The sequence below is a fragment of the Brevibacillus sp. NL20B1 genome (genome assembly GCF_018195675.1).
Taxonomy (GTDB): domain Bacteria; phylum Bacillota; class Bacilli; order Brevibacillales; family Brevibacillaceae; genus Brevibacillus; species Brevibacillus aydinogluensis.
In genome coordinates, this window is the sequence record NZ_JAGTPT010000020.1 from 11,767 (window position 1) to 33,464 (window position 21,698).

19 protein-coding genes and 1 pseudogene are annotated in these 21,698 nt (G+C 58.1%); all 20 read left to right on the plus strand.

The window, feature by feature from the left end:
* The first annotated feature begins 108 nt into the window (after positions 1-108).
* The 20 genes and pseudogenes from KDN35_RS13985 (at position 109) to KDN35_RS20105 (ending at position 21,696) form a co-directional block, all read left to right on the plus strand.
* A complete protein-coding gene (locus tag KDN35_RS13985; RefSeq protein ID WP_212133020.1) occupies positions 109-1,209 on the plus strand; it encodes a carbohydrate kinase in 1,101 nt (366 codons plus the stop codon).
* A 3-nt stretch (positions 1,210-1,212) separates the two neighbouring features.
* Positions 1,213-2,130: a pseudouridine-5'-phosphate glycosidase gene (locus KDN35_RS13990; RefSeq protein WP_212133021.1), complete on the plus strand. Its 918-nt coding sequence runs from the start codon at positions 1,213-1,215 to the stop codon at positions 2,128-2,130.
* A 155-nt stretch (positions 2,131-2,285) separates the two neighbouring features.
* A pseudogene (locus KDN35_RS13995) lies at positions 2,286-4,583 on the plus strand (heavy metal translocating P-type ATPase); the annotation flags it as partial.
* Positions 4,580-4,741 (plus strand): hypothetical protein, encoded by a 162-nt coding sequence (locus KDN35_RS14000; RefSeq protein ID WP_212133023.1) that lies wholly within the window; start codon positions 4,580-4,582, stop codon positions 4,739-4,741. The pseudogene KDN35_RS13995 and the gene KDN35_RS14000, both read left to right, overlap by 4 nt.
* A gap of 192 nt (positions 4,742-4,933) precedes the next feature.
* Entirely contained in the window at positions 4,934-5,134 is a 201-nt protein-coding gene (gene copZ / locus KDN35_RS14005) for a copper chaperone CopZ (RefSeq protein WP_029100895.1), read from the plus strand.
* A gap of 98 nt (positions 5,135-5,232) precedes the next feature.
* Positions 5,233-6,111 carry an arginase family protein gene (locus KDN35_RS14010; RefSeq protein ID WP_304414798.1) on the plus strand — a complete coding sequence of 293 codons (879 nt, stop codon included), beginning with the start codon at positions 5,233-5,235 and terminating at the stop codon, positions 6,109-6,111.
* A gap of 37 nt (positions 6,112-6,148) precedes the next feature.
* Positions 6,149-7,108: a sporulation protein gene (locus tag KDN35_RS14015; RefSeq protein ID WP_171566071.1), complete on the plus strand. Its 960-nt coding sequence runs from the start codon at positions 6,149-6,151 to the stop codon at positions 7,106-7,108.
* Between the two features lie 186 nt (positions 7,109-7,294).
* Positions 7,295-8,950 carry a response regulator gene (locus KDN35_RS14020; protein ID WP_212133024.1) on the plus strand — a complete coding sequence of 552 codons (1,656 nt, stop codon included), beginning with the start codon at positions 7,295-7,297 and terminating at the stop codon, positions 8,948-8,950.
* Positions 8,947-10,704 (plus strand): cache domain-containing sensor histidine kinase, encoded by a 1,758-nt coding sequence (locus KDN35_RS14025; RefSeq protein ID WP_249179110.1) that lies wholly within the window; start codon positions 8,947-8,949, stop codon positions 10,702-10,704. Before KDN35_RS14020 ends, KDN35_RS14025 begins: the two co-directional genes overlap by 4 nt.
* Positions 10,705-10,746: 42 nt before the next feature.
* Entirely contained in the window at positions 10,747-11,673 is a 927-nt protein-coding gene (locus tag KDN35_RS14030; RefSeq protein WP_212133025.1) for a substrate-binding domain-containing protein, read from the plus strand.
* Between the two features lie 159 nt (positions 11,674-11,832).
* Positions 11,833-12,543, plus strand: coding sequence for a trehalose operon repressor (gene treR, locus KDN35_RS14035; protein ID WP_171566075.1), 711 nt, complete (start codon positions 11,833-11,835; stop codon positions 12,541-12,543).
* Positions 12,544-12,647: 104 nt separating this feature from the next.
* Positions 12,648-14,060, plus strand: coding sequence for a PTS system trehalose-specific EIIBC component (gene treP / locus KDN35_RS14040; RefSeq protein ID WP_171566076.1), 1,413 nt, complete (start codon positions 12,648-12,650; stop codon positions 14,058-14,060).
* 95 nt (positions 14,061-14,155) lie between these two features.
* Entirely contained in the window at positions 14,156-15,838 is a 1,683-nt protein-coding gene (treC, locus tag KDN35_RS14045; RefSeq protein WP_171566077.1) for an alpha,alpha-phosphotrehalase, read from the plus strand.
* Between the two features lie 13 nt (positions 15,839-15,851).
* Positions 15,852-16,748 carry a Cof-type HAD-IIB family hydrolase gene (locus tag KDN35_RS14050; protein WP_171566078.1) on the plus strand — a complete coding sequence of 299 codons (897 nt, stop codon included), beginning with the start codon at positions 15,852-15,854 and terminating at the stop codon, positions 16,746-16,748.
* Between the two features lie 10 nt (positions 16,749-16,758).
* A complete protein-coding gene (locus tag KDN35_RS14055; RefSeq protein WP_212133026.1) occupies positions 16,759-17,058 on the plus strand; it encodes a hypothetical protein in 300 nt (99 codons plus the stop codon).
* Positions 17,059-17,080: 22 nt separating this feature from the next.
* On the plus strand, positions 17,081-18,124 hold the full coding sequence (locus tag KDN35_RS14060; RefSeq protein WP_171566081.1) for a galactose ABC transporter substrate-binding protein: 1,044 nt from the start codon (positions 17,081-17,083) through the stop codon (positions 18,122-18,124).
* A gap of 83 nt (positions 18,125-18,207) precedes the next feature.
* A complete protein-coding gene (locus KDN35_RS14065; RefSeq protein ID WP_171566082.1) occupies positions 18,208-19,728 on the plus strand; it encodes a sugar ABC transporter ATP-binding protein in 1,521 nt (506 codons plus the stop codon).
* Between the two features lie 15 nt (positions 19,729-19,743).
* A complete protein-coding gene (gene mglC, locus KDN35_RS14070; protein WP_212133027.1) occupies positions 19,744-20,760 on the plus strand; it encodes a galactose/methyl galactoside ABC transporter permease MglC in 1,017 nt (338 codons plus the stop codon).
* A 93-nt stretch (positions 20,761-20,853) separates the two neighbouring features.
* Positions 20,854-21,513 carry a sporulation membrane protein YtaF gene (ytaF, locus tag KDN35_RS14075; RefSeq protein WP_171566084.1) on the plus strand — a complete coding sequence of 220 codons (660 nt, stop codon included), beginning with the start codon at positions 20,854-20,856 and terminating at the stop codon, positions 21,511-21,513.
* Positions 21,514-21,561: 48 nt separating this feature from the next.
* Positions 21,562-21,696, plus strand: coding sequence for a hypothetical protein (locus KDN35_RS20105; protein WP_256379887.1), 135 nt, complete (start codon positions 21,562-21,564; stop codon positions 21,694-21,696).
* The last annotated feature ends 2 nt before the right edge of the window (positions 21,697-21,698 follow it).

A 21,698-nucleotide genomic window follows, 5' to 3' on the forward strand; every position in this document is an offset into this window, starting at 1 on the left:
GGGGCGTGTGTTTTTTCTTCTCAAACATTTGTTTATGTGATAAACTTTTGTTTAGAAAGAGAATGTGATAAGAAACAGGGAATGATGTCGGAAGAAAGGAGGAGGGGCGTGGACAAGGAACAGCTCATCCTGCGCTACATTCGTGAAAATCCGTTTATCAGCCAGCAGGAGCTGGCCGACAAGATCGGCATTTCCCGCTCGGCGGTGGCCGGGTACATCGCCCAGCTCACCAAACGGGGCGAGATCAAGGGACGTGCCTATGTGCTGCGCGACGAAGGGCGGATCGTCTGCATCGGCGGAGCCAACCTGGACCGGAAGGCGCGCGGGAAGCAAAAAGTGCGGCTGCATTCGTCCAATCCGGTGGCCATCACCGAGTCGTGCGGTGGTGTTGCGCGCAACATCGCCGAAAACCTGGGGCGGCTGGGCACAAGCGTCACGCTGATCAGCTGCGTCGGTGAAGACAAAGAGGGCGAATGGATTTTGCAGGAGACGAAAAGACACGGCGTGGACGTCAGCCAGGTATGGCGGCTGCCGGCCCAACGCACGGGCACCTACACCGCGCTTCTGGACATCGACGGGGAGATGGTGGTCTCGCTGGCCAACATGGACATCTACGACGCGCTTACCCCGGAGATGTTTGCAGACAAGTGGTCCCATATCGCGGCAGCGCGGGCCGTTTTTCTCGATACCAATCTGCCGGCGGATTGCCTGGCGTACATCATCCAGCGCTGCAAACAGGAAAACATCCCGCTGTATATCGATCCGGTCTCTTCCGCGAAAGCGAAGAAACTGCCGGAGAGACTGGACGGCGTGGACGCGATCCTGCCCAATCGGGAAGAGGCGGAACTGCTGGCCGGCATGTCAATCACGTCGATCGAGGAGTGCGCCGAGGCGTGCCGTCAGATCCGGGAGCGGGGCGTCAAGCGGGTGGTCGTCACGCTGGGCGAGCAAGGCGTGTACTATCAATCGGCGGAGCAGGCGGAGCACCTGGCCCCGTATCCGACAGAGGTGGTGGATGTCACCGGCGCGGGCGACGCATTTGCCTCCGGACTTTTATACGGCATCGTCAACAATGAACCATTCGGACAAGCCTGCCGCCTCGGATTGGCCGCATCCGCCCTGACCCTGCAGACGGAGCAGTCGGTCTCGCCGCTGCTGCAGCCGGAACAGCTCGCACAAACAGTAAGCCAATATGAAAAGGAGCGATAATCCATGAAACAATATCTCACCTGCACGGAAGAAGTGCGTCACGCGCTGGAGAACAACCAGCCGGTCGTGGCGCTGGAGACGACGATCATCTCACACGGCATGCCGTACCCGCAAAACATCGAAATGGCCAAAGAAGTGGAGCGCATCATCCGCGACAACGGCGCCGTGCCGGCCACCATCGGGATCATGAACGGAAAAATCAAGATCGGGCTGACCGAGGCCGAACTGGAGGAATTCGCCACCAACAAATCGGTGGAAAAAGTAAGCCGCCGCGACTTTCCGTACATTCTGGCGAGCGGCAAAATCGGCGCCACCACTGTAGCCGCTACGATGATCGCCGCGCAGTTGGCCGGCATCCGCGTGTTTGCCACCGGCGGCATCGGCGGGGTGCACCGCGAAGGGGAGATCACCTGGGACGTGTCCGCTGACCTGACCGAACTGGCCCAAACCAACGTGGCCGTCGTCTGCGCCGGAGCCAAGTCGATTCTCGACCTGGGCCGCACGCTGGAATACCTGGAGACGCAAGGTGTGCCGGTGGTCGGCTACCGCACGGTCGAGTTCCCGTCCTTCTTTGCCCGCGAGAGCGGCTTTGGTGTCGATTTCCGCCTGGACACGCCGGAGGAAGTGGCGACGCTGATGGACACCAAGTGGCAGTTGGGACTGAACGGCGGTCTGGTCATCGCCAATCCGGTGCCGGAAGCGGATGCGCTGAATCACCGCGAGATCGAAGCCGTCATCCAGCAAGCGCTGGCGGAAGCCAAGGAAAAGGGCATCACCGGAAAGCAAGTGACACCATTCCTGCTCGACCGGGTCAAACAGTTGACGGCCGGCAAGAGCCTGCAGACCAACATCGCTCTGGTGAAACACAACGCGGAAGTGGCGGCGAAGATTGCCGTCGCCTATCACGCCAAGAAAAACTGAAACGGCCCGCAATAACAGCGGCCGCCATTGTGCGCTGTCCAAAAACGGACGGCGCCTTTTTTTGGCAGAAGATGTTAGCGCAAGTGCTTGATATACCCACCCGGGGTATTATATAATGGGCATGTAATAAACAGGAGCCTTGGAGGGAATACTACCAAAAATATACCCCTCATGGGTATCTTGATGCGGAGGAAGACGCGATGAGCGCGAAAATAAAAGAAGCGACGGTTTCGATTTCCGGCATGACCTGCGCGGCGTGCGCGGCCCGGATCGAAAAAGGGCTGCACAAATTGCCCGGGGTGCTGGAGGCAAACGTCAACCTGGCCATGGAGACAGCCACCGTGGAATACGACGCGGGGCAGGTCGGCGTGGACGACCTGATCCGTCAGGTGGAAAAGCTGGGGTATCAAGCGGCTGCCAAGGACGATCAGACTGATGCGGAGACGGTTGACCGCCGGGCGGAGGAAATCGACCGGCAAACCGGGAAGTTTCTCTTTTCCCTGATCCTCTCCCTCCCCCTTTTGTGGGCGATGGTCAGCCATTTTTCCTTCACTTCGTTCATCTGGCTGCCGGAGATGTTCATGAATCCGTGGGTGCAGTTGGCGCTGGCGACGCCGGTGCAGTTCATCGTCGGCCGGCAGTTTTACGTCGGCGCCTACAAGGCACTGCGCAACGGCAGCGCCAACATGGATGTGCTGGTCGCCTTGGGCACATCGGCCGCCTACTTTTACAGTCTCTACCTGGCGGTTCGCTCCATCGGGTCGGGGGCGCACATGACGGAGCTCTATTTTGAGACGAGCGCCGTGCTGATTACGCTGATTCTGCTCGGCAAGCTGTTTGAGGCAAAGGCCAAGGGGCGTTCGTCACAGGCGATTCGCAAGCTGATGGGTCTGAGAGCGAAGACGGCCGTGGTGGTCCGTGACGGCGAGGAGCTGACGATTCCGGTGGAAGACGTGCGTCCGGGCGACATCATCCACGTGAAGCCGGGGGAAAAGGTGCCTGTTGACGGCATCGTGCTGGAGGGACAGTCGGCGGTCGATGAATCGATGCTGACCGGTGAAAGCGTTCCTGTCGACAAGGCGGCGGGCGACGAGGTCATCGGCGCCACGCTGAACAAACACGGTTTTCTCAAAGTGCGGGCGACCAAAGTGGGCAAGGAGACAGCCTTGGCCCAGATCATCCGGGTCGTGGAAGAGGCGCAGGGCTCCAAAGCGCCCATTCAGCGGCTGGCTGACAGCATTTCCGGCATCTTCGTGCCGGTCGTCGTCGGCATCGCGCTCGTTACCTTTGCCGTCTGGTACCTGCTGGTGACGCCGGGGGACTTCGCCTCCGCGCTGGAGAAAGGCATTGCCGTGCTGGTGATCGCCTGCCCGTGCGCGTTGGGGCTGGCGACGCCCACCTCGATCATGGCCGGATCGGGCAGAGCCGCTGAACTGGGGATTTTGTTCAAGGGCGGTGAACACCTGGAGACGGCCCACAAACTGGATGTGATCGTGCTGGACAAAACGGGCACGGTGACGAAAGGGGAGCCGGCGCTGACTGACGTGCTGGCCTACGGGATGGAGGAAGCGGAGCTGCTGGCGCTGGTGGGAGCGGCGGAGAAACACTCCGAGCATCCGCTGGCTCAGGCGATCGTCAAGGGCGTTGTCGACAGGGGCGTCACGCTGAGCGGAGCCGCCGACACGTTTGAGGCGGTTCCCGGGTTTGGCATTCGCGCCGCAGTAGACGGCAGGGAGGTGCTGGTAGGGACGCGACGTCTCCTGGACAGGCATCAGATCCCGTTTGACCAGGCGGCGGAGGCAATGGCACGGCTCGAGCAGGAGGGCAAAACGGCAATGCTGGTGGCCGTGGACGGCCGGCTGGCCGGGCTGGTGGCGGTGGCCGATACGATCAAGCCGACGTCCCGCGAGGCGGTGCAGCGCTTGAAGGCGATGGGACTGGAGGTCGTCATGATCACCGGCGACAATCGGCAGACGGCGGAGGCGATCGCCCGCCAGACGGGAATCGATCGGGTGATCGCGGAAGTGCTGCCGGAAGGAAAGGCGGACGAAGTGAAAAAGCTGCAGCAGCAGGGCCGCAGGGTAGCGATGGTGGGCGACGGGATCAATGACGCGCCCGCACTGGCCACCGCCGACATCGGGATGGCGATCGGCACCGGAACGGACGTGGCCATGGAGGCGGCAGACATTACCCTGATGCGCGGCGATCTAAACGGCGTAGCCGACGCGATCCTGATGAGCCGCAAAACCATCCGCAACATCAAGCAGAACCTGTTCTGGGCCTTTGCCTACAACACGCTGGGCATCCCTGTGGCGGCGCTGGGCTTCCTCGCGCCCTGGCTGGCCGGAGCGGCGATGGCCTTCAGCTCGGTGTCGGTCGTGCTTAACGCCCTGCGCCTGCAGCGCGTCAAACTGGAACCTGGAATCACAAGAAACGAAGGGGCGATGAGATGAGCCGCACAGCTGCATGGGCGCTTTCCGGCGTCGTGTACCTTTTACTCGTCATCGGCGGCTACCTGCTGTACGAAGCGGTTGCAACTCCAGGAGAAGCTCCGCATCAGCAGCAGGAGAACCACTCCCTGAATCAGCCGGCCGTCCCTGCCGCGCAGTAAGCCGCAGCTGAGACCGGCCAGCGGCGGCGGATCATTCCGCCTCACAGTCAGCCGGTTAAACGTAATCGCGGCTCGTAGGTCTGCGGCCCGACCGGCATTCACCACCCCGCCTGCATCCGGTCCCGTGAAATGCAGAGGCGGCGGCAGGCGGACAGAAAGCATACAGAAAACAGGAAAAAAGGAGCGATCAACATGCAAAACGTAACGCTGCGCGTGGAAGGAATGTCGTGCAATCACTGCGTCAACGCGATTGAAAAGGCACTGAAGGAATTGGGCGCATCCGGAAAAGTGGATCTGGCCGCCAAAACGGTGGAGGTCAGCTATGACGAGAACGCCCTGACGCTGGAGGCGATCAAGGAAGCGATCGAAGACCAGGGATACGATGTAGTCTGACACCTGGCGGCAGTGCCCCTCGGCTGGCGAACACGATCCGGGATGGGAAAATCAGGCTGTGATAAAATGGAAGCAGCTTGATTTAAGGAGGGAGCGCGGTGAATGTAACGATAACAGGCATTCCCATCTACTCCGGCGCCTATGTCTCCGGTACGGAACTGGCGCCAGCCGCTTTGCGGGCGGCGGGTTTGATGACCGTTCTGCAGGAGCAGGGTATACCGGCAACCGACCGGGGAGATCTCGTCCTTCCCGCTTATCTGCCGCGGCACAACGTTCCGCCTGTTCGCAACTGGCCGGCGCCGCGCATGGTCTGGGACCTGCTGCGCGAAGAGGCGCGCGGCTGCTTTGGCCGCGACCAATTTTCCCTGTTTCTCGGCGGCGACTGCAGCGTGATCGTCGGGACGGCGCAAGCGTTTCGCGACGTCTATGGAGACAAGGTGTACCTCCTGGTGCTGGATGGCCACGTTGACGCGAGGGTGCCCTCAGCCTCCCGCTGTGTCGGAGCAGCCGGCATGGGCCTGTGGTTTTTGCTGCAGGGCGGCGGCGTCTGGATCGAGGAGACCGGATGGACAGCGGACCGCATCGCCGTATTGGGGTGCCAGCAGATGCCGGACGAGACCTTAGGAGTAGAGATCGTCACGCTTGATCAGTTGTGTGAACGGGGACCGGGCCCGCTGGCAGCCGACGTCTTGCAGGCGATCCCTTCTGATGCGCATATCCTCGTCCACTTTGACGTCGACGTGATGCACAAGGAGGCAATGGCAGCCGCCTATTCACCGAGCGAAACCGGCCTGTCGCTGGCGCAGACGGAGGAACTGCTGAGCACTGTGCTGGCCGATCCGCGCGTCGTCGGGGTAAATGTGACGGAATTTTCCGCATTGCGGGACGTGACAGGTGAGCAGGCCAGCCGACTGGTTCGGCTGCTTGGCCGCGCACTGGCTGCTCGCAAAACCCCCTCTGGATCTGATACGATATAAATATAAACTGTTGCTTATATAAAAGGGGGAAAGGGTCTTGCTGAAAAAGCTGATGGCCAAACTGGGAGTGGGAGCGGCGACAGTGGATCTTAGGCTGGATCGCCCTGCCTACCGGTTGGGAGAGACGATCACGGGCGCGATTCGCATCGAAGGAGGCAGCGTGGAACAGCGCATCTCCGAACTGAGCGTCCTGCTGATGATGAAGGTGAACGTGCGGGGGCAGGAGGTAACGCGTCCGGTGCATACGTACCCGGTCAGCCGCAGCTTCACCGTGCAGCCGAAGCCCTTTGTGCAGGAGATTCCGTTTGCCTTTGAACTGCCGGCAGGGTTGGCCGTGTCGACACCGTCCGTTCAGTACTACCTGCACACCAAGCTGGATGTGGAACGGGCGCTTGACCCGACCGACCTGGATCCGGTGCAGGTGCTGCCGCCGGAACCGGTGGAACGCGTGCTGAATGCACTGGCCCGCCTCGATCTGCGGCAAAAGCCCGACTCCGGCAAGCTCACGCCGTACGGTCAGGAGTTTTCGTTTTTCACGGGACGGCCGCTGGACATCCCGCTCAAGGAACTGGAGGTCGTCTTCCTCTCCACACCGGGTGAGCTGCGCCTGTTGACGGAGCTGGATCTGGCTGTTCCCGGCAGGTTCGGCGGAGAGATGGAGCGCAAGGCGGAGATCGTCGTGCCGCAGGACCTGCTGGCAGCCGACCGGGAAGAGGAGCTTTCCCGTTTCCTGTTGGATACGCTTCGCACCTATGCGGAAAATCCGCAGGCGATTCCGTACGTGTCGATGGCGTCCTACGGTCAGCCGCCGCACGGTCACCAGGGACACTACGGTCACCACGGCCATGGCATGGCCGGCATGATCGGCGGCATGGCGGCCGGTTTCCTGGGCGGCATGCTGCTGGGCGAGGTCATGGAGGAGATCGGAGAGTCGGCCGGTGACATGTTTGAAGAAGCGGGATTGGATTTCGATTTTGACGGCTTTGACGAACTGTAATTACAGTGCGCCCACCGTTTCCCTTACCGGGGAGGCGGTGGTTTTTTCGTGTTGGCGTGCGGAATCACGGAAGGGGAAAACGACATGGACGATACGCATAGGGCTTCGGTCGAAAGCCCTGTTTCTTGTCCGCCCGGGAGGAGTCCGAGCCCGCCTGGAGTAAATATGTAACCGGGGGGAAGAAGCATGTACACACTGCTGCTGATTGACGACGAAGAAGACGTAAGGGAAGGCGTTATCCGCGAGGTTGACTGGCAGGCTTACGGGTTCGCGGTCATCGGAACGGCTGAAAACGGCCAGGATGCGCTGGAGAAGATGGAGAGAAGCGTACCGGACATCGTCGTCACCGACATCAAGATGCCGTTTATGGACGGGCTGGAGCTGGCCGCCGTCGTCAAAGAGCGGTATCCCACCGTCAAAATCGTGATTCTGACGGGCTTCGACGAGTTTGAATACGCGCGGAAAGCGGTCAAGCTGCAGATCGACGAATACGTGCTCAAGCCGTTTTCTGCGGGTGAACTGATCGACGCCCTTTTGAAAGTGCGGGCGCGGCTTGACCAAGAAGCCGCCGAGAAGAAAAACATTCGCCTGTTGAAGGAGCACTATCAAAAAAGCTTGCCGGTGCTAAGGGAAGTGTTTCTGACGTCGCTGATTACCCGCCGGCTGCCTGCAGCCGACATCCGGGAAAAGGCGCACGCGTACCAGATCGATTTGGAGGGAAACGGCTTTGTGGTCGGCGCCGTCAGCATCGACCGGCCCGGTGTCGACGAACATGCGGCTGATCACTTTGCGCCGCCGCCCAGCCGTCAGACGAGGGGAACGGATCGGGAACTGCTGCTGCTCTCCGTCCGCAACATCGTGCAGGAAGTGGTCGACAAGCACCGTCTGGGGATTGTCTTCACCAACAACGACCACGTAGTCCTGATTGCCGTTCACCAGGAGCGCGAGCGGGAGGCGATCCTCCGGAAAACGACGGCCGTGCTGGAAGAAGCGCGGCAATTCGTTGAAAAATTTTGCGAATTCACAGTAACAGCTGGGATCGGGACGGTCACCGGCGACTTGGCTGACCTTTCCTTTTCCTACGAGGATGCAGTTGCTGCGCTCGACTACAGGGTCGTGCTCGGAAACAACCGGGTCATCTGCGTCGATGACGTGGAAAAGCGCTGCGTGGAAAAGGTCCGCTTCGACGAGCAAAAAGAGCATGCGCTGATCCGCTGTCTGAAGGTGGGGACGCCACGGGAACTGAGGGACATCCTGGATGAGCTGTTTGCCGAAGTTGCCGATGCCCGCGTGTCCATCAAGGATTATCACATTTACCTGCTGGAGATTCTGACCGCCATCCTGAAGGCGGCCAAGGGGGCCAATCTGGAGCCGGAGCGCGTCTTTGGCGAACATCTTCACTGGATTACGGACATCCACAAGGCCCAAACGCTGCAGGAGACGAAGGACAGGCTGCTGCACATCTGCTTGGGCATGATGAACAGCATCGCCAGCGTCAGGCAGTCCTCCTACAAACGGCTCGTCGCCCAGGCCGTCGAATACGTCAAAAACCACTACCACGAAAGCGACATCTCGATCCACAAAGTGTGCAGGCAGCTTCACATCAGCGTGGGGTATTTCAGCAGCATTTTCAAAAAGGAGATGAATACGACGTTCGTCAACTTTCTGCTGCAGGTGAGAATGGAAGCGGCCCAGGAACTGCTGCTGACGACCGACCTGAAAACCTTTGAGATCGCAGAACGAGTCGGGTATACCGACCCCAACTACTTCAGCTTCTGCTTCCGCAAGAAATGGGGCATGTCTCCCAAGGAGTACAAAAACATGGCCAGAGGGGTACGATGAAAAATCCGGTTAACGCGCTGGTTCAAATGGTGAAGATGAAGAGCATTCAGTTTATCATCACGGCCTCGTTTACGCTGGTGACCGTCGCGGTCATGCTCTTTGTCGGCGTCATGCTGTACAGCAAATTTTCCGAAACAGCGGAACAAAATGCATTTTTGCACACCCAGCAAATGATCGACCAGGTCAGCTTCAATCTGAACAGCTACCTGGACAGCATGAAGGAGATTTTTGAACTGGCCGCAGAGAAGATCCGCCGAAGCGAGAACGTGCCGGACGACAAGCTGACGGAACGGTTGGGGACGATTCTGGAAACCCGTGAGGATCTTGTCTCGGTGGCCGTGTTTTCACGGGAGGGCGAACTGATCGCCGCGTATCCGCAGGCGGCGATGCGGAAAAACACGAGACTGCAGGAACAGAGCTGGTTTCAGGCGGCGTTGAAAGACCCCGGCCACATTTCCTTTTCGCTTCCGCACATTCAGAACCTGTTTCAAGGTGAGTACAAGTGGGTGGTCTCGATGAGCAGGGGCATCTCGGTCTCCCAGAACGGCGAAAGGGAGGACGCGATCCTGCTCGTGGACGTCAATTTCAAAACAATTGACGACCTCTGCCAGCGGGTGGAGCTGGGCAAAAAAGGGTATGTCTACATCATCGACCTGGCCGGCAACATCGTCTACCATCCGCAGCAGCAGCTGATCTACGTCGGATTGAAAAACGAGAATCGGGCCATTGCCTTGAAAAACTCGTACGGCAGCTACGTGGACGAGTCCGACGGGGAGCGGCGGCTGGTCACGATCAAGACGCTGGATGACATCGGCTGGAAAATCGTCGGCGTCTCGTACATGGACGAGATCGCCACCACCAAAAAGGAGATCAGCGGGTTTATCTTCTGGCTGCTGGTTGTCGTCATCGCCGTGGTGGTGTTTGTCCTCACCTATATCTCCGCTGCCATCTCCCGGCCGATCCGCAATCTGGAACGCTCCATGCAGCAGGTGGAGAAGGGGGATTTTACGGTCAACCTGGCCGTTCGCGGCAGTCACGAGGTGGAGCAGCTCTCGCGCCGCTTCAACCACATGGTGATCCGCATCAGGCAGCTCATGGATCAAATCATCCGGGAGCAGGAAGCCAAGCGGAAAAGCGAGCTGGAAGTGCTGCAGGCGCAGATCAACCCGCACTTTTTGTACAATACGCTCAACTCGGTCGTGCGCATGGTGGGGATCGGCAAAAACGAAGACGTAATCACCACCATTACCGCGCTTTCCAAACTGTTTCGGATCAGCCTCAGCAAAGGGAAAAACATCATCACCGTTCAGGAAGAACTGGAGCACGTGCGGAATTATCTGGTCATCCAAAAAATGAGGTACAAAAACAAATTCACCTATGAAATCACAGCCCAGGACGAGGTGCTTCCCTGCAAGACGCTGAAACTTCTGCTGCAGCCGATCGTGGAAAACGCGATTTACCACGGCATCGAGCCGTTGGCGGATCAGGGAAAGATCACCGTGTCGGCGGAACGGTCGGACGGTGACATCCTGTTCCGGGTGCGGGACAACGGGCTGGGCATCCCGCCCCACGTGCTGGAGCAGATCGGTTCCGGCCAAATCAAAAGCAAGGATGGGTCGGGCGTCGGCATCAAAAATGTGCATGAGCGCATCCGGCTGTTTTTTGGCGAAGCGTACGGTCTTTCCATCGAAAGCGATGAGGAGACCGGTACCACCGTGACCATACGAATACCGATGATAACGGAAGAGACGTGAAGAGGAATGCACCAGTCAAGCAAACAGGCATGGCGAACATTCGTGTATCTGCTGCTGGCGGCGGCTGCCGTCCTGGGTGCCTGCGCCGATCCAGCCGCCGACCAGGTCAAACAGAAGAACGTGGCGCTCATCGTCAGGATGAAGCACGGGGATTATTGGCGGACGGTAAAATGGGGGGCGGAGATGGCCGCCAGAGAGTTTGGCGTCAACGTCAATTTCTACGCCCCCGACTACGAAGAAGACGTGAAGGGGCAGTTGGCGCAGGTCCGGCAGGCGTTTGCGGACGGAACAGCTGCCGTGGTGATCGCACCCGACAGCCAACAGGTCCTGGACGAAGCCACGTCAAGGGCAAAGGAACAGCGCATCCCCGTGTTGATCATCGATTCCGAACTGACGGGGCCGGGGGTGGTCAGCTGGATTGGCACCGATCATGTTGACTCGGGCAAACGAGCGGGAGAGAAGCTGATTGAACTGGTCGGAACACATGGCAGGATCGCCGTCCTGGGCGGGGGAAACACCGCCCAGCGGGAAAAGGGACTGCTGGAGGCGATCTTCCACTATCCGGGGGTAACGATCGTGGCAAGGGAGGGCGCTTCTGATCAAAACCAGGCCAGTGAGCTGGCCGCAAGGATGATCGACTCCCATTCGCTCGACGGCATCGTTGCGCTTAACGCCGTCGCCGCGCTCGGCGCCGCCCAGGCGATTGAAAGTAAAGGACTGGCGGAAAAGGTGAAAGTGGTAGCCATCGACAGCCCGCCTGACGTGCTGGCGTACATTCAGGAGGGTGTGATCCAGGCTACGATCATGCAGAATCCGTTCAGCATGGGCTACCTGGGCGTCAAGCACGCGGTGGAGGCGATGAATGGCTTGCACGTCCCTTCCCGTATCGATACGGGAACGAAAATCATCGACATGGACAACATGTTCTGGTCGGAAAACCAAAAGCTGCTGTTTCCGTTTGTCAAGTGAGAGACCGCGATCCGCTGGCGGGAAGATGACGAGCCTCGACCGATCAATCGCGCAGGATAAGCGCAATCAGGGGAGACGGGAAAGCAGGACTTTGCGTCGGCGGGCGAAATCAGATGTAATAGAGAGAAAAGGTCACCGCAAAAGCACAGGAGGCAGCAGATGAACAAGAGGTACACGGAAATATACGAAGACATCAAAAAACAGATACTGGATGGGACCTACCCGCCCGGGGAAAAGCTGCCTTCGGAAAACGAGTTTTGCCGGATATATCGGACAAGCCGGGGCACCGTAAGGCGGGCGCTTGATCTGCTGGCGAAGGAAGGATTCGTCAACAGCGTTCACGGCAAGGGCGTGTTTGTACTGGATGCGAATTTGATCACATTCTCGTTTGGCGGTCTGGTCAGCTTCAAGGAAGCGAGTGAAAGCAGCGGGCAAGCCTTTGTCACGACCGTTCCGCTGTTTGAGGTCGTCACCATAGACAAGCCGCTGCAGGCGAAAACCAAATTGCCCCTTGGACAGGAAGCGTACCGATTGTTTCGCGTGCGCAGCTTGAAAAACGAGCGCATTATTTTTGACATCAACTACTTCCGAAAAGATATCGTTCGCGACCTGACGCGGGAGATTGCGGAACAGTCCATTTACGAATACCTGGAAGACAAGCTGGGCGCAAAAATCGGGTTTGCCCGGCGGATTATTCACGTGGAGCCGGTTACCGCCCTCGACAAAGCCCATCTGGATGTAAAAGGGTACAACCTGGTGGCGGTGGTGAAAAACTTTGTCCACCTGCACGACGGCACGTTGTTTGAATACACCGAATCCCGGCACAGGCCGGACCGGTTTGAATTCACGGATTTTGCCCGACGCCGATAAGGCGTTCTTTTTTTTTGCACATGCTTACTTGTTTAAACAAGTATTGACGTACTTGTTTAAACAAGTGTATGATTTGAATGAAAACGATTACAGGAGGGGGACCCATGGAGATCAACAAGCGGGAAGTAGAGCAGATACTCCAGGCTGTAGGCGGCCGGGACAACATCGCAGCTGTATCCCACTGCGTCACCCGGTTGCGGTTTGTCTTGAAGGATGAAGGGCAAGTCGACAAGACGCTGCTGGAATCAATCGGAATCGTCAAAGGTTCGTTTTCTTCGAACGGTGAATTCCAGGTGGTCATCGGCCAGGGATTGGTCAACAAGGTGTACGACGCGCTGCTTAACATCGCTGACATCACAGGCGCCACCAGGCAGGAGACCAAGGAAGCGGCTGTTAAAAAATTGAATCCGTTCCAGCGAGCTGTGAAAACGCTGGGCGATATCTTCATTCCCCTCCTTCCTGCCATTGTGACGGCGGGTCTGCTCATGGGGATCAACAACGTGCTGACCGGGAAGGGAATCTTCTACCCCGACGCGTCGCTCGTCGACGTTCACCAGCAGTGGAAAGATTTTGCGGGCATCATTAATCTTATTGCCAATACGGCGTTTGTATTCCTGCCGGGCCTGATTGGCTGGTCTGCCGTCAAGCGTTTCGGCGGAAGTGAACTGCTGGGTATCGTCCTCGGTCTGATGCTGATCCATCCCGATTTGTTGAACGCGTGGGGTTATGCCCAGGCAGTAGCGGATGGAACAGTGCCGTACTGGAATCTGTTTGGCTGGGAGATCGCCAAAATCGGCTACCAGGGACAGGTGCTGCCGGTGCTGATCTCTTCCTACGTGCTGGCCAAAGTGGAAACGTTTTTGACCAAGCGGATTCCCGACATGTTTCGGCTGCTGCTGGTGGCTCCCATCAGCCTGCTCGTGACGGGCTTCCTGTCCTTTACCGTGATCGGACCGCTGACGTTTGGAGTGGCCAATTGGCTCACGTCCGGATTCGTCTCGTTGTTTGACGCATTCAGCATCCTCGGCGGATTGCTTTACGGCGGATGCTATGCGCTGCTGGTCGTAACCGGCATGCACCATACCTTCCTTGCCGTAGATTTGCAATTGATCGCCAGCACCGGCGGCACATTCCTGTGGCCGATGCTCGCGCTGTCCAACATCTCCCAAGGGTCTGCAGCCCTGGCAATGATGTTCGTGTCCCGGGAGGAAAAGCTGAGAGGCATGTCGCTGACCTCCGCCGTCTCCGCCTTCCTGGGCATCACCGAACCCGCCATGTTTGGCGTCAATATTCGCTACCGGTACCCGTTTGTGTCCGCGATGATCGGATCGGCCATCGGGGCTGTCATTCTCACGCTGAGCAAGGTAAAAGCCGCGTCGATCGGCGTGGGAGGGCTTCCCGGTTTTCTCTCGATCTTTCCTGAACACTGGGGAGCATTCTTCCTCGGCATGGCAGTCGCGCTGGTGGTGCCCTTCACACTGACGTTCCTGGTGGGGAAAACGAGGAAAACACAATAACAAAAAGAGAGAGATGGTGAGCATAGCAACCGATCTGCAGGGGGTTTTGGCAGATTGGTTGCTATTGCCCATTATGGAAAAGGAGTGGATCAACAATGGCGAAACCATGGTGGAAAAAGGCGGTCGTGTATCAAATCTATCCGAAAAGTTTCATGGATACCACCGGCAGCGGTACCGGCGATCTGCAGGGAATCATCGAAAAACTGGATTACCTGCAGGAACTGGGCGTCGACGTGATTTGGCTGACCCCCATCTACCCGTCGCCGCAGAGAGACAACGGGTACGACATCAGCGATTACTGCGATATCAATCCCGCGTACGGTACGATGGAAACGTTCGAACGACTGCTGCAGGAGGCCCATGCCCGGAACATCCGGGTCATCATGGACATAGTCGTGAACCACACCTCGACCGAACACCCGTGGTTTCGTGAAGCGTCCAGCTCCAAACAGAGCCCGTACCGCGACTATTACATCTGGAAGGACGGGAAAAACGGCGGTGCGCCCAACAACTGGCGCTCCAAGTTCGGCGGCAGCGCCTGGCAGTACGACGAGACCACGGGGCAGTACTATTTGCATCTGTTCGACGTCACCCAGGCGGATTTGAACTGGGAAAACCCCAAACTGCGCCAGCAGGTCTACGAAATGATGAACTTCTGGCTGGACAAAGGCGTGGACGGGTTTCGCCTGGATGTGATCAACCTGATCTCCAAAGACCAGCGTTTTCCCGATGACACGCTGGAGACGCCGATGGACGACGGCCGCAAGTATTACACGGACGGCCCGCGGATTCACGAGTTTTTGAAAGAGATGAATCGTCACGTGTTCGCCAGGAAGCCTGACCTCCTCACCGTGGGCGAGATGTCGTCCACCTCGATCGAAAACTGCGTGAAGTATACCCGGCCGGACGAACACGAACTGAACATGGTGTTCAGCTTCCACCACCTCAAGGTGGATTATCCCAATGGAGAGAAGTGGGCGCTGGCCGACTTTGACTTTCTCCAACTGAAAAAAATCCTCGGCGAGTGGCAGTACGGCATGCAGAGCGGCGGAGGCTGGAATGCGCTGTTCTGGTGCAATCACGACCAGCCGAGGGCGATCTCCCGATTTGGAAACGACCGGGAGTATCACCGGGAATCGGCGAAAATGCTGGCGACCACGATTCACCTCATGCAGGGCACCCCGTACATCTACCAGGGGGAGGAAATCGGCATGACCAACCCCTATTTTGACGAGATTTCCGCGTACCGGGATGTCGAGTCGATCAACGCCTACCGCCAGCTTCAGGAGCAAGGGAAGCAGGAGCAGGAAATCCTGGCCATTCTGCAGCAAAAATCACGGGACAACGGGCGCACGCCCATGCAGTGGGATGACAGTCCGCATGCCGGGTTCACGTCGGGAACCCCCTGGATCAACGTGGCACCGAACTACAAGGAGATCAACGTGAAGCGCGCGCTTGAAGACGAGGACTCCGTTTTTTACCACTACAAAAAGCTGATCCAGCTGCGGAAGACATATGATGTCATCGCGTACGGCGATTTTCGGATGATTCTGGACGATCATCCGCAAATCTTTGCGTATCTGCGGACGTACGGAAACGAAACCCTCCTGGTGGTAAACAACTTCTACGCCAGCGAGACGTCTTTTGCGCTGCCCGACGATATTCGTCTGGCAGGGGAGCCCACCCTGCTGTTGTCCAACTACCGGGACACGGGGCTTGACGTCCGTTCGCTGTCTCTGCGGCCGTACGAATCGGCTGTCTTTTACTTCGCCGGTTAAGGGGGGACGACTGGTGACGAATACCGTGACCAATGCCGAGAAACGCTGCCGGGTAAAGCTTATCGCGCTCGATATGGACGGGACCCTGCTGAACAGGCAGCACCAGGTGAGTGCAGAAAACGCCCGGGCGGTTCAACAAGCACAGAGCAGCGGCATCACAGTGGTTGTAGCGACCGGCCGATCGTACAAAGAAGCCCTGCCGCCGCTTGCGGCAGCCGGCATCACCTGTCCGGTCATCTGCGTGAACGGGGCGGAGGTGCGGAGCGAAACCGGGGAGATCGTCCGAAGTATGCCGATCCCCCCGCAGACGTATGAGGAAGCGGAGGCTATCCTGCGGCAGGAAGACATGTATTACGAACTGTACACGAATCGGGGGACGTTTACGAACGACCGCGATAAGGCGTTTGCCGTCCTGCGTGCGTTTATCCAAAGCGCGTTTCCCGGCACGGATGAACAGACGATCCGTGCAGCGCATGAGCGTCGTTTTTCCGCCGGGGAACTCGCCCCTGTGGACTCGTACGCGTCCGTGCTCGGCCGATCCGGCGAGCACCTCTACAAATTAATGGTCTTCTCCAGGGAGGGGCAAAAGCTGGATCGTGTGTCCCGCAGACTGGCAGCCGTGAACGAGCTGGCCGTCAGTTCGTCGGCAGCAAACAACCTGGAAGTCACGCACAGGCTTGCGCAGAAGGGAATCGCGCTGCGGGAACTGGCGGACAGACTCGGCATTGCCCTGGAGGAGACGATGGCCATCGGTGACAGCTTCAACGACTTGTCGATGCTGCGCATCGTCGGCCTTGGCGTCGCGATGGGAAATGCCGAGGACGAGATCAAGCGGGCCAGCGCTGTCGTGACCGACACCAACGATCAGCACGGCGTCGCTCGTGCGATTCGGGAATGGGCGCTTTTCTAGGCGGTCCAGCGTGCTGCGCTGGCCGCCCGCCCTTGGGGGCGAGGGTGAAAGGGAGGCGAACTTTAATCTACATGAATCCCTCCATTCCAATGCCGGAGATGATGTAAATATCAGAAAGACGGCATTATCACGATCTCCAGAAACTGCGCTGCAAGCTGATCAGAGTATTGCCTGTGTGACTGCGGGAGGAACGGCTCCGCTTTTTTTTTTTGTCGAAAAGTTTCCTGAGAATTTTGATAGAAAATCACATGATTTTTTATTAATTTTTCGTTTGCAATCGCTTACATTGGAACAGTGGGCACCACCATAGAGCTCGAAAAGGGGGATTTCAGATGAACAAGTTTGTTTCTACAGCGACAGCGGCCGTGCTGGCCCTTTCCATTGCCGGATGTTCGGGATCAGGCGGCTCCCAGCCGACAGCAGGCGAGGGAGGAGGAGGTGCTTCCACTCCCAAAATCGGTGTCGCCATCTACAAATTTGACGATACGTTCATGACAGGCGTGCGCAACGCCATCTCCCAAAGCGCGGAAGGGAAGGCCCAGGTCGACATCGTCGACAGCCAAAACTCCCAGCCGACGCAAAACGACAAGGTGGATCTGTTCATCACCAAAAAGGTCAACGCGCTGGCCATCAACCCGGTTGACCGCACTGCTGCCGGCGTCATTATTGACAAAGCCAAGCAGGCCAACATTCCGGTAGTCTTTTTCAACCGGGAACCGATGCCGGAGGACATGCAGAAATGGGATAAGGTGTACTACGTCGGGGCCAAGGCGGAAGAGTCCGGTACCATTGCCGGTCAGATCATTGCCGACTACTGGAAAGCCCATCCCGAAGCGGACAAGAACAAGGACGGCGTCCTGCAGTACGTCATGCTGAAGGGAGAACCGGGGCATCAGGATGCCGAACTGCGAACCAAGTACTCGGTGAAGGCGATTGAGGACGCCGGGATCAAGGTGGAAAAAGTGGCGGAAGACACGGCGATGTGGGACCGCGTGAAAGGCCAGGAAAAAATGGCGGCGTTCCTCGCTTCTGCGGGAGACAAGATTGAAGCCGTACTTGCCAACAACGACGACATGGCGCTTGGCGCGATTGAGGCGTTGAAGGCGGCCGGGTACTTCAAGGACAACAAGTACATCCCTGTCGTAGGCGTGGATGCGACGGCACCGGCCTTGAAGGAGCTGGAAAACGGCACGCTGCTGGGTACCGTCCTGAACGACGCGAAAAACCAGGGGCAAGCCACCCTCAACATCGCCGCCGTGCTGGCGCAAGGTCAAACGCCGACCAAAGAAAACACCGGGTACGAGATTACTGACGGCAAGTACGTCTGGATTCCGTACAAGAAAATCACCAAGGAAAACATGGACGAGGCGAAATAAGACTCTCTGCCGGTGCCCGAAGGCTTGGCAATCGCCAAGTCTTCTTTACATTCCATATAAGACTAGCGGGGGAGGGACATGCCATGACGAATAACGGTTATGTATTGGAAATGATCAACATCTCCAAGGAATTCCCGGGGGTCAAGGCACTGGACGGCGTTACGCTGAGGGTAAGGCCCGGCACTGTTCACGCGCTGATGGGGGAAAACGGTGCGGGAAAATCGACGCTGATGAAGTGCCTGTTCGGCATCTACAAGCCGGACGGGGGCGAGATTCTGCTTGACGGCAAAAAGGCGGTGATCAACAACGCCAAGGATGCGCTGGAGAATGGCATCGCGATGATTCATCAGGAGCTTCACCCCGTTCCGTATCGCAACGTAATGGAAAACATCTGGCTCGGTCGGTTCCCGGTCAAACAATTCGGCCCGTTCGCATTTGTCGACGAGAAAAAGATGTACCAAGACACAAAGGCGCTGTTTGCCGATCTGGGCCTGGAACTGGATCCCCGAGAGGTTGTGAAAAACCTGTCCGTCTCCAAGGTGCAGTCGCTGGAGATTGCCAAAGCGGTCTCCTACCGCTCCCGCGTGATCGTGATGGATGAACCGACCTCATCGCTCACGGGCAACGAAGTGGAGCAGTTGTTCCGGATCATCGCCGAGCTGAAGAGCCGGGGCGTGGCGATCATTTACATTTCCCACAAGATGGAGGAAATCCTGCGCATCTCTGACGAGGTGACGATCATGCGGGACGGCAAGCTGATCGGCACATGGCCGGCAGAGGAGCTGACCACCGACCTGATCATATCGCGCATGGTCGGCCGCGACCTCACCCAGCGTTTCCCCAAGCGGGAGAATGTGCCGGGAGACGTGGTGCTGAAGGTGGAGGGGTTGACATCGCCGCATGCCCATTCCTTCAAGAACGTGTCCTTTGAGCTGAGAAAAGGAGAGATTTTGGGGATCGGCGGGCTGGTCGGCTCGCAGCGGACGGAGCTGGTCGAGGCGCTGTTCGGGCTGCGGGCAGTCTCGTCGGGACGGATGTTCATCCACGGCAAAGAGGTGAAAATCAAATCGCCAATCGAGGCCAAAAAACACAAGATGGCGCTTTTGACGGAGGAGCGGCGCGTCACCGGCATTTTTCCGGTGCTGTCCATCCTGGAAAACGCTCTCATCGCCAACCTGTCCCGGTATGAGAAGCCTTATCTGCTGCTTGACGAGAAAAAGCGGAAGGAAGAAGCGAGCAAAAGCATTGAACTGCTTCGGGTAAAAACGCCCTCCCTGAAGCAGCAGATCAAAAATCTGTCCGGCGGAAACCAGCAAAAGGTGCTGCTGGCCCGCTGGCTGCTGACCGAGCCGGACATTCTGCTGCTGGACGAACCGACGCGGGGGATCGACGTCGGAGCCAAGTACGAAATCTACTCCATTATTGCCGAATTGGCCAAAGCAGGAAAGAGCATTATCATGATCTCTTCCGAAATGCCTGAACTTCTGGGTATGTCGGATCGGATCATGGTCATGTGCGAAGGGCGCCTCTCCGGTTTTCTCGACGGGAAAGAGGCGTCAGAGGAACAGGTGATGCGCCTCGCTACAGCGTACATGGCGGGGTAGAGGAGGAGAGAAACCATGAGTAAACTGAAAGCGACATCCATACGTGAATTTTGCACGCAAAACGCTATCTACATCGTGCTGGTGGCGCTAATCGTGGGAATTGCCATCTACGACAGCCAATTTTTATCTGTGACCACCATTCGCGACATTTTGCTGCAGTCTTCCACCCGGGCAATCATTGCCCTGGGCGCGGCGTTTGTGCTGATCACGGGGGGCGTCGATCTCTCGGCGGGACGCGTAGTGGGACTGACGGCGGTGCTGTCTGCCTCCATGCTGCAAATGCAGGATTATCCGCGCCGCTTCTTTCCGGATCTGCCTGACATGCCGCTGGTGGTGCCTGTGCTCCTGGCGATTTTGGCGGGTCTTGTCGTGGGGCTGATCAACGGGGTGATCGTGGCCAAGTTCAGCGTCCCGCCGTTTATCGCCACCTTGGGCACCATGGTCATCGTCTACGGGGCAAACTCCATCTACTTTGACATGGAGCCAAACGAATCGCAGCCGATTGGCGGCTTGCGGCAGGATTTCAGCCAACTCGGCACCGGGTACATCGGTTCCGGACCCTACTCGATTCCCTACATTGTCATTATTGCGATCGTCGTGTCCATTCTGGTATGGGTGATTTTCAACAAGACCCGGCTAGGTAAAAACATGTACGCGATCGGCGGCAACATGCAGGCGGCGACCGTATCGGGCATCAACGTGGGGCTGAACCTGATCATCATCTACGCCATCGCCGGGGCGCTGTATGGTCTGGCAGGGGTGCTCGAAGCAGCGAGAACAGGCGGGGCTACCAACAACTACGGCAACATGTACGAGTTGGATGCGATTGCTGCCTGCGTCGTGGGGGGAGTCTCCACGTCGGGCGGTATCGGGACAGTGCAAGGCGTTCTGGCAGGGGTGCTCATCTTTGGCGTGATCAACTACGGTCTTACCTTCATCGGCGTCAATCCGTACTGGCAGTTGATTATCAAGGGATTGATTATCGTGGCCGCAGTCGCCTTTGACATTCGCAAATATCTGGCGAAACGGTAACCGGTCGATCAATATCGGAAGCGGAGCGAAGCCCCGCACAATGGATAAGCCTGTGGCGTATAAGTAGAAGGCAAGGGAAAAGAGGTGACTCCATTGAGCGGCTGGTTTTCGCTCCTTCTTGTCTCCCTGGCGATCAGCATGGACAGTGTCAGCGTCGGGATGACGTACGGACTTCGGAACATGCGGATGCCGTTTCTCTCGCTTGTCGTCGTGGCAGGCTGTTCGTTTTCCGTCGTCTACGCGGTGATGACGGTCGGGTCCACCCTCACGTTCTGGCTGTCCCCGGAGTGGGGCAAACGGGTGGGGGCGGCTGTGTTGGTGGGGCTGGGGCTGTTCACGCTGTGGCGGCTGTTCTCTCCCCGTGCCGACAGCACCAGTCAGGACGACGACCATCGTCAAAAGGAAGCCGAGCAGGCGCTGGTTTCCCAGTTTCGCGCGTTTGGATTGATCATCCAGATTTTGCGGGACCCGTCCCGGGCGGACGCAGACCGCTCCGGCCACATCATGGGCTGGGAGGCGGTCATGCTGGGCCTGGCGCTGTCGCTGGATGCGTTTGGCGCCGGCATCAGCCTGGCGTTTTTCGGCTATCCGCCGCTGTCGGTCGCCTTGTGCATCGCGGTCATGAGCGCCGCGCTGCTCGCCTTGGGCATCGCCCTGGGCCGCCGCGCCGGTCAAACCCGCTGGCTTTCTCGCCTGACCTGGCTGCCGCCGATCCTGTTGATCTGTATCGGATTGGCCAAGAGCATCACATAGTCCGGGAGATACACCCCGTCCTTCCCAAAATGGAGGACGGGGTTTTTTATGGCGAAAACGACGGCGGACATGGGTGACCGGCCGCAGTGGACACCTGCTGACAGACTTCATCTCAAGGGGCCGATCAGGCCGGCGATGGACGAGTGGGTTATTTTGAGGCTCGTCAGCATACATATGAGATGAAA

Bases quoted from the DNA above. Each gene is read 5' to 3' on its own strand.
- KDN35_RS13990 (WP_212133021.1), top strand. From the start codon at position 1,213: ATGAAACAATATCTCACCTGCACGGAAGAAGTGCGTCACGCGCTGGAG.
- KDN35_RS14000 (WP_212133023.1), top strand. From the start codon at position 4,580: ATGAGCCGCACAGCTGCATGGGCGCTTTCCGGCGTCGTGTACCTTTTA.
- copZ (WP_029100895.1), top strand. From the start codon at position 4,934: ATGCAAAACGTAACGCTGCGCGTGGAAGGAATGTCGTGCAATCACTGC.
- KDN35_RS14020 (WP_212133024.1), top strand. From the start codon at position 7,295: ATGTACACACTGCTGCTGATTGACGACGAAGAAGACGTAAGGGAAGGC.
- KDN35_RS14025 (WP_249179110.1), top strand. From the start codon at position 8,947: ATGAAAAATCCGGTTAACGCGCTGGTTCAAATGGTGAAGATGAAGAGC.
- treR (WP_171566075.1), top strand. From the start codon at position 11,833: ATGAACAAGAGGTACACGGAAATATACGAAGACATCAAAAAACAGATA.
- treP (WP_171566076.1), top strand. From the start codon at position 12,648: ATGGAGATCAACAAGCGGGAAGTAGAGCAGATACTCCAGGCTGTAGGC.
- treC (WP_171566077.1), top strand. From the start codon at position 14,156: ATGGCGAAACCATGGTGGAAAAAGGCGGTCGTGTATCAAATCTATCCG.
- KDN35_RS14060 (WP_171566081.1), top strand. From the start codon at position 17,081: ATGAACAAGTTTGTTTCTACAGCGACAGCGGCCGTGCTGGCCCTTTCC.
- KDN35_RS14065 (WP_171566082.1), top strand. From the start codon at position 18,208: ATGACGAATAACGGTTATGTATTGGAAATGATCAACATCTCCAAGGAA.
- mglC (WP_212133027.1), top strand. From the start codon at position 19,744: ATGAGTAAACTGAAAGCGACATCCATACGTGAATTTTGCACGCAAAAC.
- KDN35_RS20105 (WP_256379887.1), top strand. From the start codon at position 21,562: ATGGCGAAAACGACGGCGGACATGGGTGACCGGCCGCAGTGGACACCT.